The organism is Paraburkholderia diazotrophica, from assembly GCF_038900755.1.
Classification (GTDB): domain Bacteria; phylum Pseudomonadota; class Gammaproteobacteria; order Burkholderiales; family Burkholderiaceae; genus Paraburkholderia; species Paraburkholderia diazotrophica_A.
The window spans coordinates 307,772-325,409 of sequence record NZ_JBBPEN010000004.1; the positions used below are offsets into that span (position 1 = coordinate 307,772).

The 17,638-nt window shown below is 64.3% G+C and carries 10 protein-coding genes and 1 pseudogene; 1 reads left to right on the forward strand and 10 read right to left on the reverse strand.

The window, feature by feature from the left end; translation table 11 throughout:
• Positions 1–252: 252 nt before the first annotated feature.
• A complete protein-coding gene (locus tag AABE10_RS15390) occupies positions 253–4,404 on the forward strand; it encodes an ATP-binding protein (RefSeq protein ID WP_342934135.1) in 4,152 nt (1,383 codons plus the stop codon).
• 17 nt (positions 4,405–4,421) lie between these two features.
• Here the strand turns inward: AABE10_RS15390 and AABE10_RS15395 are convergent, their stop codons facing one another.
• The 10 genes and pseudogenes from AABE10_RS15395 to AABE10_RS15435 form a co-directional block, all read right to left on the reverse strand.
• Entirely contained in the window at positions 4,422–5,087 is a 666-nt protein-coding gene (locus AABE10_RS15395) for a response regulator transcription factor (RefSeq protein WP_342934136.1), read from the reverse strand.
• Complete coding sequence (locus AABE10_RS15400; protein ID WP_342934137.1) at positions 5,084–6,955, reverse strand: type IV pili methyl-accepting chemotaxis transducer N-terminal domain-containing protein; 1,872 nt, start codon at positions 6,953–6,955, stop codon at positions 5,084–5,086. Before AABE10_RS15400 ends, AABE10_RS15395 begins: the two co-directional genes overlap by 4 nt.
• Before the next feature lie 221 nt (positions 6,956–7,176).
• Positions 7,177–7,578: a SirB2 family protein gene (locus tag AABE10_RS15405; RefSeq protein WP_342934138.1), complete on the reverse strand. Its 402-nt coding sequence runs from the start codon at positions 7,576–7,578 to the stop codon at positions 7,177–7,179.
• Between the two features lie 54 nt (positions 7,579–7,632).
• Positions 7,633–8,436, reverse strand: coding sequence for a peptidylprolyl isomerase (locus AABE10_RS15410; RefSeq protein WP_342934139.1), 804 nt, complete (start codon positions 8,434–8,436; stop codon positions 7,633–7,635).
• Between the two features lie 16 nt (positions 8,437–8,452).
• On the reverse strand, positions 8,453–9,175 hold the full coding sequence (narI, locus tag AABE10_RS15415) for a respiratory nitrate reductase subunit gamma (protein WP_342934140.1): 723 nt from the start codon (positions 9,173–9,175) through the stop codon (positions 8,453–8,455).
• Positions 9,172–9,942 (reverse strand): nitrate reductase molybdenum cofactor assembly chaperone, encoded by a 771-nt coding sequence (gene narJ, locus AABE10_RS15420; protein WP_342934141.1) that lies wholly within the window; start codon positions 9,940–9,942, stop codon positions 9,172–9,174. Before narJ ends, narI begins: the two co-directional genes overlap by 4 nt.
• A gap of 3 nt (positions 9,943–9,945) precedes the next feature.
• Positions 9,946–11,469: a nitrate reductase subunit beta gene (gene narH, locus AABE10_RS15425; protein WP_342934142.1), complete on the reverse strand. Its 1,524-nt coding sequence runs from the start codon at positions 11,467–11,469 to the stop codon at positions 9,946–9,948.
• A 27-nt stretch (positions 11,470–11,496) separates the two neighbouring features.
• Positions 11,497–15,126 (reverse strand): nitrate reductase subunit alpha, encoded by a 3,630-nt coding sequence (locus AABE10_RS15430; RefSeq protein ID WP_428983322.1) that lies wholly within the window; start codon positions 15,124–15,126, stop codon positions 11,497–11,499.
• Positions 15,127–15,236: 110 nt separating this feature from the next.
• Positions 15,237–15,302, reverse strand: a pseudogene (locus AABE10_RS36440) (hypothetical protein); the annotation flags it as partial.
• A gap of 18 nt (positions 15,303–15,320) precedes the next feature.
• Entirely contained in the window at positions 15,321–16,730 is a 1,410-nt protein-coding gene (locus AABE10_RS15435) for a NarK family nitrate/nitrite MFS transporter (RefSeq protein ID WP_342934143.1), read from the reverse strand.
• Between the last annotated feature and the right edge of the window lie 908 nt (positions 16,731–17,638).

Here is a 17,638-nt window from a genome sequence, read left to right on the forward strand (position 1 = left end):
GTTCTGACGCTTCGAGTCTCTGTGAAACGCGGCAAGCATCCCGCTTCCCACGCCGATCCCGCTTTCGCCTCCGTCAGAACGGAGCGCTCCAGAAACGCCCCGCTTTCCGAATACGTTTGACAACAGACGGCAAGCTAATTATCTGTCGGTGCATCGGCGTGCGCAGTCCTGGTTGCAAAGATCATTCCACACGGCCTCGCTCGCGCGTCAACGTCGGCGGTTGACTCTGCTGTTCGCGTTTTCCGGAGTGCCATGCACACGACTTCGATCTTTCGCGTCAGACTGCGCCTGCTCCTGCTGGTGACGCTTGTCGTACTGTCGAGCGCGGCCGTCGGACAGACATCACCGCAGACGCCACCACAGACGCCACCACAGACGACGCCGGACAGCCTCACCGTCGGGGCGGTCGAAGGCGGCTGGCCCCCGATCATGATCCTGAACAACGGTCAGTTGTCCGGCGCCGCATTCGATTTCCTGAAGGCCGTTCTGGACCCGTCGACGCAGGTGCGGGTTCAGATATTTCCGGACTTCGAATCGCTGAACGCGGCCGTCTGCGCGGGCTCGGTGGATATCGTGCTCGGCGTCCAGGGGCCGGGCCGACCCAGGACTTGCCTGGTGCTTTCCGATGCGTATTTCGATTCCGATGTGCTGGTGGTCGGGCGCGCGTCGGATGCCGCGGCGGGCAGCATGTTTCCGCGCCTCGCCGGCAAACGCATCGCCACGGAAGCCGGCTCTTACATCGAGCGGGTGTCGCGCGACCGCTACCCCGATTCCGTCTTCGTGCACGTGCCCAATCCGCACGCCGGCCTGAACGCGGTGCTGCACAACGATGCCGACGTCTACATCACGCTGGCGCCCGTTGCCGAATATGCGATGTCGCAGCCCGAGTTCGCCGGACTGGCGGAGATCAATCGTTATCGGGAAACGGAAAGCGGCGTCCATTTCGGTTTTCCTCGCGCGCGGCAAATGCTGCGCGACACGCTCGACGAGCGGCTGAACGCGCTGCCCGCCGTTGCCCGCGAGCGCATCGTGAGCCGCTGGATGGGCACGGGCCCGATCCAGCGGCAGATCGCGGGACCGTTCTTTCTGACGGATGACGAGCGCGCCTATCTGCGCTCGCTGGCCCCGCTGCGCGTAGCCGTCGATACGGGACTCGCGCCGTACGCGTACGTCGACGACGGCGGCGAGCCGCACGGCATGGCGCTCGACTATCTTCGCTATCTGGCGGACAAGCTGGGGATCACTTTCGTGCGTCAGCGCCTGCCCGACTTCGCCGCGACGGTGGATGCGCTGAAATCCGGCAAGCTGGATCTGATCGCCGTGGCCGTGCCGGGCGATTCCGCGTTGCATGGCATCCCCGTGTCGCATCCGTATGCGACGTTTCCCGTCGTCGTCGTGGGCGCGCGGGAAACGCCTGCCATCGGCCAGATGCGCGAGCTCAACGACAAGCGCGTGGCCGTCACCGAGGGCGGCGGTCTGCGCTCGCTCGTGGCGTCGGTGGCTCCCCAGTCGCGCATCATTGCCGTTCCCGATATCGAAGCCGGCATGAACGCCGTCGCCCACGGAACGGCCGATGTCTACGTTGACGATCTGGCGGCCGCCGACTACATGCTGCACCGGATGCATGGCGGCAATCTTCGCGTCATCGGCTCCGATGGCACGCCGCTGCAGACGGGCGTTGCGATGACGCCGGCGCTGGCCGCGCGGCTTATGCCGCTCGTCAACCGCGCGCTGGCTTCGATGCCCGACACCGAGCGGCTGGCGATCCAGAACCGCTATTTCGCCGCGAACTACTCGCTCGGCCCGTCCTGGCGAGACATCGCCGCGAGGATTGCGCCGTTCGCGATCGCGATGCTGGTGGTGATCGCCGTGTTGTGGCGCTCGCGGTGGCTGCTGCGCAAAGAGGCGCGGGTGCGCCGCGAAGCGGAACTTCGGCTGCTCGACGTGACGAGCCAGTTGCCGGCGACGGCCTTCCAGTTTCGACGCGGGAAAAATCGCGATCCGGGTTACACGTGGCTGAGCGGAAATTCCGTCGAGCTGTTCGGCAAGAGCAGCGCCGATCTGCAAGTCGGCGCGAACATGCTGTCGTCCATCCATCCCGACGACCGGGACGCGCTTTTGGAGGATCTTCGGAATGCCGGCCAGAGCTTGACGGCTGTCAGCCGCGAGGTCCGCGTGCAGCGCCATGACGCGTTCAGATGGACGCGGTTGCACGCGGTGCCGCAGAGAGCCGCCAACGGTGATCTCGTCTGGAACGGCTACTGGAGCGACGCCGGGCAGGAGCACGAATACGCGGCCGCGCTTGCCGCAGCGCGCGATGCGGCCGAGCAGGCGTCGCGCGCGAAGAGCGACTTCCTCGCGACGATGAGCCACGAAATACGCACGCCGATGAGTGCCGTGCTGGGCCTGATCGAACTGCTGGCCCACAGCGATCTTCGCCCCGATCAGACCGACAAGGTGAAGCTGATTTCGCAGGCCGCCGAATCGTTGCTGCAAATACTGAACGACATACTCGACTACTCGAAGATCGAAGCGGGCAAGATCGTTCTCGAGCGCGCGCCCGTCGATATTCGCGAATTGTGCACGAGCAGCCTCGGCCTGCTTTTCTGGCGCGCGCAGGAAAAAGGCCTGAGGCTCGGGCTGTGCATCGACGCGGCCGTGGCGCATCTGGTATGGAGCGACGGCGTGCGGCTGCGGCAGATTCTTTTCAATCTGCTCAGCAACGCGATCAAGTTCACGGCGGAGGGCAGTGTCACGCTCGACGTCGAGCTGGCGGGTGACGCCCGTGGCGTGCAAACCATCGTGTGGCGTGTCACCGATACGGGCATCGGCGTCAGCGCCGAGCAGCAGGCGCAGTTGTTCCAGCCGTTCGTGCAAGCGGAAGCGTCGACGACGCGGCGCTTCGGCGGCACGGGTCTCGGGCTGTCGATCTGCCGGCGCCTCGTGGATATGCTAGGCGGCACCATCGGCATGGAAGGCGAGATCGGCCGTGGCACGCGGGTGGTGTTCCGCATGCCGCTGGAGGTCTGTCAGCGGGAGTTCCAGCGCTCCCCGCTCCGCGGCATGACGACGGGCCTGCGTATCCGCGACGCTTATGTGCTGCGCAGCGTGACGGAAGCCGTGCGTACGCTCGGAGGCGCGGTGGTGACGCTGGACCCGAACGCGTCTGCTCGCGCTGCCGTCACGTTGCAGGCGCAGTGCCAGCTGATCATCGACGACTATATGACGGCGGCAGAACCGCCATCGGACGAACTGCCTTCGGACGAACCGGCATCGGATGAACTGCTTGCCCCCGAGCGACGCGAGCCTGCCGTTCACGCGCGGACGGGGCATGTGCCCGTCATTCCGACGACGGCCGCGCCCAAGTCCAGCGGATATCTGCGCGTGGGGGACGTCTTTTATCTGGGCGTTTATCCCGTCACGTTGCAGGGCGTTTCCGCCGTCTGCAACGCGGCACTGCACGGCGATGCGGAACTCGGTCAGGAGTCGCCTGCATCGGCGTTCACGCCCGTCGTGCCGCGCAGCCGCGATGACGCGTTGCGCCTGCACGTTCTGATTCTGGTTGCCGAAGACAATCCGATCAACCGTCATCTGATCCGCCAGCAGCTCGCACTGCTCGGCTGCACGTGCGATGCCGTCGAAGATGGCGCACAGGCGCTGGAGGCCTGGGAGTCGGCGGACTACGCGATGTTGATCACCGACTGCCACATGCCGCAGATGGACGGCTACACGCTCGCGATGCGCATACGCGCCCGGGAAGGCGGCGCGCGCAGGATCCCCATCGTCGGACTGACGGCGAGCGTCGGGCGTGAAGAGCGCGGCGAATGCATCGCCGCCGGGATGGACGAATGCCTTTACAAGCCGGCAAAGCTTAGTGATCTGGTCAACTGTATCGCCCAGTTTGCGCCTCAGTGCCTGCCCGGTCCCGAGATATCGGCGGGCCATGAAGCGGTTGCGCCGAATGCCGGCGTTCGCGAAGCCGATGCGGCGGTTGTCGTCGGGATGGGCTCGGGTTCCGCAGCCGTCGCTATGGAGACGAGCGATGCGGGCGAGGCAGGGGAGGCAAGCGCTCTGCCGGATCTCGACTGGTCCGCCATCAACCAGAGTTTCGGCAGCAGTGGCCGCGACGAGGCGCTGATCGCGGTCATCGTCCAGACGATGGTCGCGGACGCGGACGAATTGCAAGGTCTGCTGGCCGAGCCCGACATCGGGCCGGCTACGCTGCGGCAGTGGATTCATCGCGTCGACGGCGGCGCGTCGGTGCTCCGGTACGAACCGCTGAGGCGCGCGTTGCAGACGTTCCGCGCCAGCGTGCTGACCGGCGATCCGCCGCAGTACATCGCGGCAGGCGAACGGATGCTGCGCGAGTTGCGTGCGATTGCCGATCGTCTCGCGCGTCAGTAAAGCGGCATTGGAGAATCCTACGTTGCGCGCGCGACGGCGTAAGTGGCGGCCTGCACGTGCGAGCTGAGCTTCAGCTTGCGCAGAATGTGCTGCACGTGAATCTTGACGGTCGTTTCCGCAATGTTCATCGCGCGTGCGATTTCCTTGTTGGTCCGGCCTTGCGCGACTTGCGCCAGGATTTGCTCTTCGCGCGGCGACAGATTGTGGATCGGGTCTTCTTCCGGCGAAGCCTTTTCGTCCTTGCCTTGCAGCGATTGAAACGCGGTGACGAGCTTGCTGGTCATCTCCGGGCTGACGGTCGATTCGCCTGCCATCGTTCGCACGATTGCCGTGGCCATCACGTCGCTGTCGACGGTCTTCAGCAGATAGCCGCGCGCGCCGCCACGCAGCGCGGCAGCCAGATCGCTTTCGTCTTCGCTGACGGTCAGCATCAGCACACGCGCCTGCGGCGCCGCTTCGAGTAGCCCTGGCAGCGCATCCACGCCGCTGACGCCCGGCAGGTGATTGTCGAGCAGGATGATGTCCGGTTGCGTTTCGGCGGCGCGCCGATAGGCCTCGCCGGCATCGCCCGCCTCGGCGACCACTTCGAAGCGCGAGTCGGCGCTCAACAGCGCGGTGACGCCGCGCCGGAACAGCGTGTGATCGTCGACCACGAGCACGCGGATCGATCTCGGGTCTTTCATGCTGCCAGCCTCCTGGGTTCGGGCAAGGTGAGCACGATGCGCGTTCCCGAGCCGGGCATCGAGTCGATTGTGACGGCTGCGCCGATGCGCTCGGCCCGCTCATGCATGATCCGCAAGCCGATGTGTCGGTCGATTTGCACGGCGCCGCTGACGAAGCCGCATCCGTTGTCGCGGACCGTTACGCGCCATTGCGGTTCCTGCTGCACGTCGAGCCACACCTCGGTTGCGTGGGCGTGCTTGCGGATGTTCGACAACGCTTCCTGAACGACGTGCAGCACCTGCACCTGAACGTCGGCCGGCAGCGGTACGCCGTGTCCTTCGACGGACAGATGCGTCGCGAGCCCTGTCTGGTGCTCGAATTTTTGCAACGTCGTGAGCAGCGCGGGAATGATGTCTTCGCCGCTCGTGCGCGTGCGGAAATTCAGCAACAGCTCGCGCACGTCGGACAGGCTCTCGTGAATGCCCGCATCGAGTTCGCAAACCGTGCGCTCGACGCGCGGCTCGTCCGCATGCTTGATCGCGCCGCGCAGAAGGCCGATCTGGATTTTCATGAAGGCGAGGCTTTGCGCGATCGAGTCGTGCATTTCGCGCGCAAGCAGATTGCGCTCGGCGGCGACGGCCGCTTCGCGTTCCAGCGCACCCGCGCGCAACCCTTCGAGCGCGACGGCGAGATGGCTTCCCATCGTTTCGATCAACACGCGGTCCTCGTCCGTCAGCGTCGCGCGGGCGTTGAAGAACAGATCCAGTTCGCCGACCATGCGGTCCTGCAATTTGACGGGCACGCCGATCACGGTGCCGAAACCGGCATTGGAGCAGTGTCCAAACAAGCCCGGATGATCGGGGCGAATCGGAATCACGCGCGTGCTCGCTTGCGCGTGCTGCTGGCCGCAATGGCAGGCGCCCGTCGGAATGCACTTTTCGCTTTCGGAAATCTCGGTCGGCAGGCCGTCGGATGCCACGAGCAGATAGCGCTGATTCGCTTCGTCGGTCCATCGCACGGCAGTCGCATCGGCTTTCACGGCCCGCCGCGCGAGTCTTGCAAAGCCGCTTGCAAGTTCGTCGAACGTTGCCGCGTGCGCGGCAAACGCGCTCGCCTCGTAGAGCGTGCCGAGCCGGGCATTTTGCGCGGCGAGCCGTTCGGTCTTTTCCTCGACTTTCACCTCCAGGTTCTGATAAAGCTCCTGGAGGGTCTCGGCCATCCGGTTAAAGCCTTTGGACAGCGTGCCGAATTCGTCGTTCGAATCGACTTTGACACGCGCGGTCAGATCGCCTTCGCGCACGCGCGCGAGTCCCGTCTTGAGCCGTTCGAGCGGATTGAACACGAAGATATAGGCCGAATAAAGCAGCGTGACCGCGCTCGCAATCGTCAAGCCGATCATGAAAACCTGCAGCATGTTCAGGATTGCGGTCAGATAGGACAGACGCCCCTCGATGGCCGACACGAGCCGATCGATATGCTTGACGAAATCCTCGGCCTCGGCGGCCGCCTGCGTCGAGTCCGGCGCGGGGGAAGCGGTCCAGTGGCTGCGCACGACGGTCCATGTGTGCTGCACGTCCGCAAACGCGGCCGTCGAGCGTGCGTCGTGCGGCACGAGCAGCGGCCGCGCCGGATCGCCGTTGCGCAACAGCGCGACGCTTTGCTCGAACTGATCGACCTGTGCGTTGATGTGCGCGGGATCGCCGCGCGCGAGGGCTTGCGCGAGTTGCCAGGTCTGCATGCGCATACGGCCCGCTTCGTTGACGGCGGCCGCGCCGCCTTCGAGCTGCCAGCTTGCCCACAGCGTGTAGCCGATCGAAACGGACGCCGCCAACAACAGCAAACCGCCGATGATGCCTAGCTTCGCCGCGAGAGTCTGGAATTTTTTCATTGACGTCGGTGGGTGTTCGGAACCGTCGGCCGGGAACTCGGCTGACAGTCGACACCCAAAGCCTTCCTTCGACAATGTGCCTTCGCCTGGTCGAGAGAAGTCTGATCCAGATCAAGTGTTTGCGGTTGTGTCGTCAAGCGGGTTGCGCTGGCGATATCGGGCCGCAAAGCGGTTGCGCGTGAGCCGGCGCGCCGAATGCGCGCAACCAGAGGTGCAGATCGCTACGTCAGCGCGAACAGTCCGAGCGGGCGATGCGCGACGGCAACCGACGCGATCAGCAGATACAGCGCGAGCGCAATTCCGAAGCTCACGCACTGGAGGAGCCGCGTGCGGCCGTGTGTTAGCGCAAACGATCCGGCCACGATATAGGCGACGAGCATGAGCAGCTTCGTGCCAAGCCATGCATCCCGTACGGGATTCAAATGCAGCATGATCCACAACGTGATGCCGGCTGCCAGCAGCGACGTGTCGATCAGATAGCTGAGCCGACGCCAGCCGGGACGCATCGGCCACGCTTGCCCGGTCAGCACGGCCGCGCCGCGCGTCGCGAACAGCACGCCGCTGCTGGTCACGAACGACACATGAGCGAGCTTCACATACGGATAGAGTTCGATCAGCGGCATGACGTGAGCAAAAGCAAAAGCCAGGGCAAGGGCGGCCGCTTCGATAGAGCAGGTTTACTGGACGAGCGGCGTTGCGGCCGCTTCGATATCGACGCCGATGATATCGGCATGCGCGGCCTCGAGGCTCACATACTGACGCACTGCCGTCGAAAACGCCAATTGCCGCAGCGTCTGCGCGACGGCTGCGCGTACCGTCTCGAAGTCTTGCAGCGAGCCGGGCTTGCGCGCGAGGACTTCGACTACATGCAGCCCGAAGCGCGTATGCACGAGCCGTGGCAACACGCCGATCTCCGTCTGGCCGAAAAGTTGCGCGGCGAATTCGGGTGCGCATTCGTCGGCCGCGAGCCAACCCAGGTCGCCGCCCGCAGCGCCGCTCGGGCAATTCGACAACTCGGCCGCCGCGCGGGCGAAGCGGTCATCGAAGCGGTCATCGAAGCGGTGATCTTTGCCGGCGCCGCTGCATCGCACGTCGAGCAGGCACGCTTCCGCCCGCTGACGAAGCGCGTTGACGTCCACGCCCTGCGTCACGGCGAACAGCACATGCCGCGCATGCACGCGTTCGCCCACCGCGTAGCGGGCGGGGTGAGCGGCGTAGTAGCGGCGGCACGCGTCGTCGGCTGGTTCCGGCACGTGCAGCACGCGTTCGAGCAGCGCGTCGATGGCGGCCGTCGCCTCGGGGCTGGTTGCGCCGTCCACGGATGCGGGGTCGTCCGCGTCGAGCAGTCCTTGCGCGATGGCCGCCTGCCGCAATAGTTCGGTGCAGGCGCGCTGGCGCAGCGTTGCGACGTCGAGCGCGTCATCCGGACGATGAAGCGCCACGCCATTGACCGCTGCGACGTCCGTCAGATCGTTCTGCATGTTTGACTCCTCGAGTTCAGCGCTTGCGGGCCGACTGACCCTGCGAGCGCAGGTTCAGCCGACGCGAACGCACCAGCTGGTAAGGCCGGAACACATAGGCCACCGATGCGAAGCCGCTCCACACGTGCACGAGCCGGCTGAACGGGAACAGCAGGAAGATCGTCATGCCGAGCACGATGTGCACCTTGAACGGCCACTCGACGCCGAGCAGGCCGCTCGCATCCGGGCGGAACGTCACGACATGCTGGGCCCAGTCGGCGAGTACGAGCATCGTGTGCGCGTCCGCGCGGTCGGCGAACGAAAACGGCAGCGTGATCAGCCCGAGGCACAGTTGCAGCCACAGGATCGCGAGAATGGCGATATCCGTGCGGCGGCTCGTGAGGCGGATGCGCGGATCGGACAGGCGCCGGTGCAGAAGCAACGTCAGCCCGACGAAGCAGATCAGTCCCGCCGTTCCGCCCGACATGATCGCGAGCAACTGCTTGTGCTGCGCGCTGATGAACGGCTCGTAGAGCGCATGCGGCGTCAGCAGGCCGACCGTGTGCCCGAACAGCAGGAACAGGATGCCGATATGAAACAGATTGCTGCCCCAGCGTAGCTGCCCGGCCCGCAAGAGCTGGGATGAATCGCTCTTCCATGTGTACTGGTCGCGGTCGAAGCGGATGAGACTGCCCAACAGGAACACGGCGAGGCACAGGTACGGATAGACGCCGAAGAAGAAGTTGTGCACGGGGTTCATGCCGATGCTCCTTGCTCAGGTTGCGCAGGTTGCTTAGGTTGCACGTGCAGTTCCGCATGAGGTTGCATGCGGGATTGCGTTTCAAGAGGCGAGCGCTCGTGTCTGACGATGCGCACGGGCTGTGGCTCGCCGGGGCGTCGCTGGCCTTGGGACGCGCAGCCGTCGAAGGCGGCGGGCTCGCTCCAGCTTTCGTCGAGGCCCGGCTCGCGCGGCAGTTCGACCGCGCGCACCGGTTCTCCCGCGAGATCGAGCAGCGCGGCCAGCACGGCCGCATACGCGCTTTGCCGGCGGGTCAGCGCGCTGTAGATGTTGCGCAGGATATGCGCGACTTCGCCGAGCAGACCCTTCGCGGATTCGGACGGCTGCGTCGATGCGTATTCGAGCAGCACGGTCAGGTGATCGGGCAATTCATCCGACGCGAGATAAAGCCCCGTTTGCTCGTAGGTCTGGATCAGATCGATCATCGCCGGACCGCGCTCACGCGAGTCGCCGTGCACGTGCTCGAACAGATGCAGCGCGGTGCCGCGGCCGCGATCGAACAGGTCGACATAAGCGGCCTCGGTATCGAAGCCGTCGTCGCGCAGAAGCGTATTGACAAGCTCGTCGATGTCGGCAAGCCGTTGCTCGCGGAGCGTGGATTGCGCATGCAGTGCGTCGCGCATCTCGGGCAGGGCCGCTCGCAACGCGGCGTCCGGATAGTCGAGCAGGTGCGCGAGCACGCGCAGCGTCGTCTTGAGCGAAGGCTGATCGGTATGAATGGTCGACATCGCTCAGACCTCCACGCGAATCGGAATCGTGCGCTTCTTCTCGCTTCCGAACAGGCTCGTTTCCGTGACGCCCTCCGAACAGCCGTTGCCGAAGCTGAACCCGCAGCCGCCGCGCACGTTGAACGCGTTCTCTGCGTATTCGCGGTGCGACGTCGGAATGACGAAGCGATCTTCGTAGTTCGCGATGGCCATCACGCGATACATCTCGTCGACTTCCGCGACGCTCAGCCGGACTTGCTGAAGGACCGCGTGGTTTTCTCGTCCATCGACGTGGCGGCCCCGCTGCCACGCGCGCATGGCCAGCATGCGTTCGAGCGCGCGCACGACGGGCGTCGTGTCGCCGGCCGTGAGCAGGTTCGCGAGGTATTGGACGGGCACGCGCAACTGGCTCACATCGGGGATTTCGCCGTTCGCGCTCACGTGCCCGGCGTTCGCGGCGGCCGTGATGGGCGAGAGGGGCGGCACGTACCAGACCATCGGCAGCGTGCGGTATTCGGGGTGCAGCGGCAGCGCAACCTGCCACTCGACGGCCATCTTGTAGACGGGACTCGCGCGAGCGGCGTCGAGCCAGTTCTGCGGCACGCCATCCTTGAGCGCCTGCGCGGTGACGGCGGGATCGTGCGGATCCAGAAAGACGCCGAGCTGGGCCTGATAGAGGTCCTTGTCGTGCTCGACGCTCGCCGCCTGTTCGATACGATCGGCGTCATACAGCAGCACGCCCAGATAGCGGATGCGTCCGACGCAGGTTTCGGAGCAGACGGTCGGCTGGCCGGCCTCGATGCGCGGATAGCAGAAGATGCATTTCTCCGCTTTGCCGCTCTTCCAGTTGTAATAGATCTTCTTGTACGGACAGCCGCTCACGCACATGCGCCAGCCCCGGCACTTGTCCTGATCGATCAGCACGATGCCGTCTTCTTCGCGCTTGTAGATCGAGCCCGACGGGCACGATGCGACGCACGCCGGGTTCAGGCAGTGCTCGCACAGGCGCGGCAGATACATCATGAAGGTGTTTTCGAACTGGCCGTAGATATCCTTCTGTATATCGTCGAAATTGCGGTCCTTGCTGCGCTTGCTGAATTCGCCGCCCAGAATTTCTTCCCAGTTCGGGCCCCAGACGATCTTCTCCATCCGCTGCCCGGTGATCAGGCTGCGCGGCCGCGCGGTGGGCGCCGCCTTCATTTCGGGCGCGCGATGCAGGTGGTCGTAGTCGAACGTGAAGGGCTCGTAGTAGTCATCGATCTGCGGCAAATTCGGGTTCGCGAAGATCTTCATCAGCAGCTTCCACTTCGCGCCCTGACGCGGCGCGATCGAACCGTCCGCGCGGCGCTCCCAGCCGCCATTCCACTTGTCCTGGTTTTCCCATTCCTTCGGATAGCCGATACCCGGTTTCGTTTCGACGTTGTTGAACCATGCATACTCGACGCCCGGCCGGCTCGTCCATACGTTCTTGCAGGTCACGCTGCAGGTATGGCATCCGATGCACTTGTCGAGATTCAGCACCATGCCGATCTGTGCGCGTACTTTCATCATTGACTCCTTTGTGCCGGCTGCGGGTCAGCGGTTTTCGCCCTGGGTCTGGTATGCACGCGCAAGATCGTCATCGCGCGGGGTATCCAGCCAGTCGACGTTCTTCATCTTGCGCACCACCACGAACTCGTCGCGGTTCGTGCCGATCGTCCCGTAGTAGTTGAAGCCGTAGCTCAACTGCGCGTAGCCGCCGATCATGTGCGTGGGCTTCAGCACGATGCGCGTGACCGAGTTGTGGATGCCGCCCCGTACGCCCGTGATCTCGGAGCCCGGCGTGTTGATGATCTTTTCCTGCGCGTGATACATCAGCACCATGCCGGGATTCACGCGCTGGCTGACCACGGCGCGCGCCGCAATGGCGCCGTTGACGTTGAAGAGCTCGACCCAGTCGTTGTCCTCGATGCCGGCGCGCCGCGCATCGTCTTCGCTCAGCCAGACGACAGGGCCGCCGCGATTCAGCGTGAGCATCAGCAGGTTGTCGCTGTATGTGCTGTGAATGCCCCATTTCTGGTGCGGCGTGATGAAGTTCAGCACGACCTCGGGATGACCGTTCGGCTTGATCTCGTGGATACCCGATGTGGCCTTCAGGTCAACGGGCGGGCGATAGCTCGAAAAGCCTTCGCCGAACGCGATCATCCAAGGATGATCCTGATAGAACTGCTGCCGTCCCGTGAGCGTGCGCCACGGAATCAGTTCATGCACGTTCGTATAGCCCGCGTTGTAGCTGACCGTTTCGCTTTCGATGCCGCTCCACGTCGGCGAGCTGATGATCTTGCGCGGTTGCGCCTGCACGTCGCGATAGCGGATCTTTTCGTCCTCGCGATAGAGCGCGAGGTGACTGTGATCGCGGCCGGTGGCTTTCGACAGCGCTTCCCACGCCTTCACGGCGACGTGTCCGTTCGTTTCGGGCGCGAGTTGCAGGATCACTTCGCACGCGTCGATGTCCGACACGATGCGCGGCATGCCTTTCGTCGCGCCTTCCGCTTCCGTGATGCCGTTGAGCTGGCCGAGTTGCGTGACTTCCGTTTCCGTCTTCCACGCGATGCCTTTGCCGCCGTTGCCCACCTTGTTCATCAGCGGGCCGAGCGCGGTGTAGCGCCTGTACAGGTTCGGATAGTCGCGCTCGACCACGGCGACCTGCGGCGCGGTCTTGCCGGGAATCAGCTCGCATTCGCCCTTGTGCCATTCCTTCACGCCGAACGGTTGCGCGAGCTCGGCGGGCGAGTCGTGCATCAGCGGCGTGAGCACGACGTCCTGCTCGACGCCGAGATGCCCGACGCACACTTCGCTGAAGGCCTTCGCAAATCCCTTGTAGATTTCCCAGTCGGAGCGCGACTGCCAGACGGGATCGACGGCTGCCGAAAGCGGATGGATGAACGGATGCATGTCGCTGGTATTGAGGTCGTTCTTCTCGTACCAGCTAGCGGTCGGCAGCACGATGTCCGAGTACAGGCATGTCGTGCTCATGCGGAAGTCGAGCGTCACCAGCAAGTCGAGCTTGCCTTCAGGCGCCCGTCCGTGCCACGTCACTTCAGTGGGGCGCGCGTCGTCGTCGCCGAGGTCCTTGCCCTGCACGCCGTTTTCCGTGCCGAGCAGGTGCTTGCAGAAGTATTCGTGACCCTTGCCCGACGAGCCCAGCAGATTCGAGCGCCACACGAACATGTTGCGCGGCCAGTTCTCCGGCGCATCGGGGTCTTCGCAGCTCATCTGCAGGCTGCCGTCGCGCAGCCCGTTCGCCACATAGTCCTTTGCTTCGATGCCCGCAGCGGCGGCGTCTTTCGCGAGATGCAGCGGATTGGTCCGCAGTTGCGGCGCGCTCGGCAGCCATCCCATGCGTTCCGCCCGAACGTTGTAGTCGATCATGCTGCCGCCATAGACTTGCCGGTCAGCGAGCGGCGAAACGATTTCCTCCATGTCGAGCTTCTCGTAGCGCCACTGGTCCGTGTGCGCATAGAAGAAGCTCGTGCCGTTCATCTGGCGCGGCGGGCGTGCCCAGTCGAGCGCGAACGCGAGCGCCGTCCAGCCCGTCTGCGGGCGCAGCTTTTCCTGGCCGACGTAATGCGCCCAGCCGCCGCCGCTCTTGCCGATGCAGCCGCACATCATCAGCAGGTTGATGACGCCGCGGTAGTTCATGTCGGCGTGATACCAGTGATTCATCGCCGCGCCGATGATCACCATCGAGCGGCCTTGCGTCTTGTCCGCATTGCTTGCGAATTCGCGCGCGACGGTGATGATCTGATCGCGTGGCACGCCTGTGATCGACTCGGCCCAGGCGGGCGTATAGGCGGCGTTGTCGTCGTAGCCGGATGCACCGCTGCCGAGGCCGCGATCGATGCCGTACTGCGCGGCCTGAAGGTCGAACACGGTGGCCACCAGCGCGTCGCGGCGCTCGCCTTCCTTGCCGAGCGGCAGGCGCACGGCGGCCACGCGGACATGATTGATCTGCCCGTTCAGCGGATTGGCCGTGAAGTGCGGCGACTCAACACCGCCGAAATAAGGCAGTGCGACATCGACGATCTCATGCGCCTGCTCGCCGTCTTCGAGCACGGAGAGCTTGAGCTTGACCTGCGCGTCGTGGCGCGCTTCCTTGTCTTCGAGATTCCATTTGCCCGCGTCGTCGCCGTCCTGCGCGCGCCATCGAAAGCCGATCGAGCCGTTCGGCAACACCGCGCGCCCCGTCGTGTCGAACGCGATCGTCTTCCATTCGGGGTTGTTGCTCTGTCCGAGCGCGCCGTTGAAATCGCTTGCGCGCAGGTAGCGGTCCGGCACGAGCGTCGTGCGTCCGTCGGGCAGCGTGTGCTCCTTGAGCATCACCAGCATCGGCAGGTCGGTGTAGCGCCGCGCGTAGTCGTCGAAATAGGCGCTGCGCGTCCTGAAGTAGAACTCGTTCAGCACGACGTGGCCGAACGCCATCGCGAGCGCCGCGTCCGTGCCTTGCCGCGGATGCAGCCACAGGTCGGACAGCTTCGCGACTTCGCTGTAGTCCGGCGTCACGGCGACTGTCTTCGTGCCCTTGTAGCGGACTTCGGTGAAGAAGTGAGCGTCGGGCGTGCGCGTCTGCGGAACATTGCTGCCCCACGCGATGATGTACGAGGAGTTGTACCAGTCCGCCGATTCGGGTACGTCGGTCTGCTCGCCCCAGACTTGCGGGCTGGCGGGCGGCAGGTCGCAATACCAGTCGTAGAAGCTCATACATACGCCGCCGATCAGGCTCAGGTAGCGGCTTCCCGCCGCGTAGCTGACCATCGACATTGCCGGAATCGGCGAGAAGCCGATCACGCGGTCGGGACCATGCTTCTTGATCGTGTAGACATTGGCCGCGGCGACGAGCTTGTTCACTTCGTCCCACGTGCTGCGCACGAAGCCGCCCATGCCGCGCACCTTCTGATAGTCGCGCCGGGCGTCGGCGTTCTCGACGATCGACGCCCACGCGTCGACGGGATCGCGATGCACAGTGAGCGCCTCGCGCCAGCGCTTGAGCAGCCGGCCGCGCACCATCGGATGCTTGATGCGGTTCGCGCTGTACAGGTACCACGAATACGATGCGCCCCGCGCGCAGCCGCGCGGCTCGTGGTTCGGCATGTCCCAGCGGGTGCGCGGATAGTCGGTCTGCTGCGTTTCCCACGTGACGATGCCGCCCTTACGTAGATCTTCCACGAGCAGGAGCCCGTGCAGTTCACGCCATGCGTGCTGCGCACGATCTTGTCGTGCGACCAGCGGTTCCGGTACGCGTCTTCCCAGGTGCGGTCTTCACCTGTGGTCAGACCGTGGCCGTCCGCGAAACGCTCCTTGGGCAGCGCGAAGTGGCTCAGTCGGTCGAGAAAGTGGCTCATATGATTGCGCTCCGGGGTTCAACAGGGCATCGGCGCGTTGCGGCGGGCGTAGTGCCACCAGGTCAGCGCGATGCAGATCAGGTAAAAGGCGATGAAGGTGTACAGCGCGGCCTGCGGGCCGCCCGTCAGGGCGATCGAGCTGCCGTAGCTCTTCGGGATGAAGAAGCCGCCATAGGCCGCGATCGCTGCCGCGAAGCCGAGCGTGGCGGCCGCTTCCGTATTGCCTTCCCTGGTTGCGCGCTGCACCGCGTCGCGATCGTTGGCATCGACTTCCTTCAGCCTCGACGACAGGAAGATCACCGGGATCATGCGGAAGGTCGAGCCGTTGCCGATGCCCGTCGTCAGGAACAGCACGAGAAAGCTCATGAAGAAGCCCGAGAAGGCGCCGCCCGACGGACCCGACGGCAGGAACCAGAGGACGCCGCCCACCGCGCACGCCATCACGACGAAGTTCCACAGCGTCACGCGCGCGCCGCCGAGCTTGTCCGCGAGCCAGCCGCCAAACGGCCGGACGACGGCGCCGACGAGCGGTCCGAGCCACGCATACGCGAGAGGATTCACGCCCGGGAACTGGCTCTTGATCAGCAGCGGAAATCCCGCCGCGTAGCCGATGAACGAGCCGAACGTGCCGAGGTAGAGAACGCACATCAGCCAGTTGTGCTTGCGCCTGAAAATGATGGCCTGCTCGGCGAACGACGCCTTGGCCTCCGCGAGATCGTTCATGCCGAACCACGCGGCCAGCGACGCGATCGCGATCCACGGCACCCAGACGAACGCGGCGTTCTGCGTCCAGACGTGCGAAATGTGCCCGTCCTTGACGATGCTTTGCGCGTCGCCCGCGAATACGCCGAAAATTCCCGCCGTCACAACGAGGGGACTGAGGAACTGCACGACCGACACGCCCAGGTTGCCGAGCCCCGCATTGACGCCGAGCGCGGAGCCCTTGCGCTCGCGCGGGAAGAAGAAGCTGATGTTGGCCATGCTCGAACTGAAGTTGCCGCCGCCGAAGCCGCATAGCAACGCAAGCGAAAGCATGGTCGGATAGCTCGTCGACGCGTCCTGCACCGCGATGCCGATGCCGATTGCCGGGATCAGCAGCGATGCCGTCGAAATCGCCGTCCAGCGTCGACCGCCGACGAGCGGCACCATGAACGAATAGAAAATGCGCAGCGTCGCGCCGCTGAGCGCGGGCGCGGCGGCGAGCCAGAAGAGCTGGTTGGTCGAATACCTGAACCCGAGCGTCGGCAGGCTCACGGCCACGACGCTCCACACCTGCCAGATCGCAAACGCGAGGAAGAGGGCAGGGACCGAGATCCACAGGTTGAGCTTGGCGACGGCTTCGCCCTCGCGTTCCCAGAAGGCTTTGTCCTCGGGTGTCCAGATTTCGATCACGCGGCCGCGCCGCGTCGATAACGGTCTTGAACTCATCGTGCTTCTCCTTTGATACGTCCCGGCGTGCGTGGGCAGCACCACGGGACGACATGCAAGTCGCTGAGCACGATTGTGTTCGTCCGGCATCGGGATGAATATCCGCCGGATGGTCAGTCGGGGCGATCCGTTCGAACTAGGAGAAAAGGCCGGGACATAGTTCTTTCGAACTATGTCGATCGCAGAGTGGCCGAAGGTTGAGATGGATCAACACGATGGACGCGGCTTTCTGGCTCGGCGTCAGGGCTGCATCGACGGCATTGGGCGGGCCGATTATCGACAGCACTGAATCGAGAACGCGCGCGTCAACCGGTCGAATCGGTCGAACAACCGGTTGAAATTCGCGATCGATTTAATCCGGCATCAATATACGCACACGCCATCGCAAAAAATCGAAATCCTTCTATAGGACTGAGCCGTCAAAAGTCTTGGAATAACGGTTGGCCAGTCGTCACGCAATACGGCTGGTGAATATGCTCCGATTTCGGCCTTGCCGCCCTGTGTGTGGGGCGGCATTTTTTTACTCGCGATTCCGATCGTCGCGGCGGGCCGAAGCGTGACGTGAGGCAGATGAGCGTCCGCAATACAAAGCAAAGCGGTAGAAACCGATTACCCGTATCGCGAAATCGACATTCTTCTATATCACGGCGAATACGGTTTTCTTACAGTCTGAATCGTGCGCGGACACGAGCAACAGACGCACTTGTCGCGCGGCGCGGCGGAGTAATGCACTCCTCGCGACCTTTACGCCTATCGGCGCTCAGTTACTTTTCTTCGACCAGGTCCAATGTATGTTCGCTTCCAGGCAGTTCGGCCCAACATTGCGAAAGTGGTGTGAAGGAGTGGGTGACGCTTCGATCATTCTGCTACCGGCATTTTTCTTGCTGTCGCTTGCGCTGCTCGGCGCG

What these genes read in the sequence shown, in the direction of transcription:
- AABE10_RS15435 (WP_342934143.1), bottom strand. Translation starts at nt 16,730, where the DNA reads ATGAGTTCAAGACCGTTATCGACGCGGCGCGGCCGCGTGATCGAAATC.
- AABE10_RS15395 (WP_342934136.1), bottom strand. Translation starts at nt 5,087, where the DNA reads ATGAAAGACCCGAGATCGATCCGCGTGCTCGTGGTCGACGATCACACG.
- AABE10_RS15410 (WP_342934139.1), bottom strand. Translation starts at nt 8,436, where the DNA reads ATGCAGAACGATCTGACGGACGTCGCAGCGGTCAATGGCGTGGCGCTT.
- AABE10_RS15405 (WP_342934138.1), bottom strand. Translation starts at nt 7,578, where the DNA reads ATGCCGCTGATCGAACTCTATCCGTATGTGAAGCTCGCTCATGTGTCG.
- AABE10_RS15400 (WP_342934137.1), bottom strand. Translation starts at nt 6,955, where the DNA reads ATGAAAAAATTCCAGACTCTCGCGGCGAAGCTAGGCATCATCGGCGGT.
- AABE10_RS15390 (WP_342934135.1), top strand. Translation starts at nt 253, where the DNA reads ATGCACACGACTTCGATCTTTCGCGTCAGACTGCGCCTGCTCCTGCTG.
- narI (WP_342934140.1), bottom strand. Translation starts at nt 9,175, where the DNA reads ATGAACCCCGTGCACAACTTCTTCTTCGGCGTCTATCCGTACCTGTGC.
- narH (WP_342934142.1), bottom strand. Translation starts at nt 11,469, where the DNA reads ATGAAAGTACGCGCACAGATCGGCATGGTGCTGAATCTCGACAAGTGC.
- narJ (WP_342934141.1), bottom strand. Translation starts at nt 9,942, where the DNA reads ATGTCGACCATTCATACCGATCAGCCTTCGCTCAAGACGACGCTGCGC.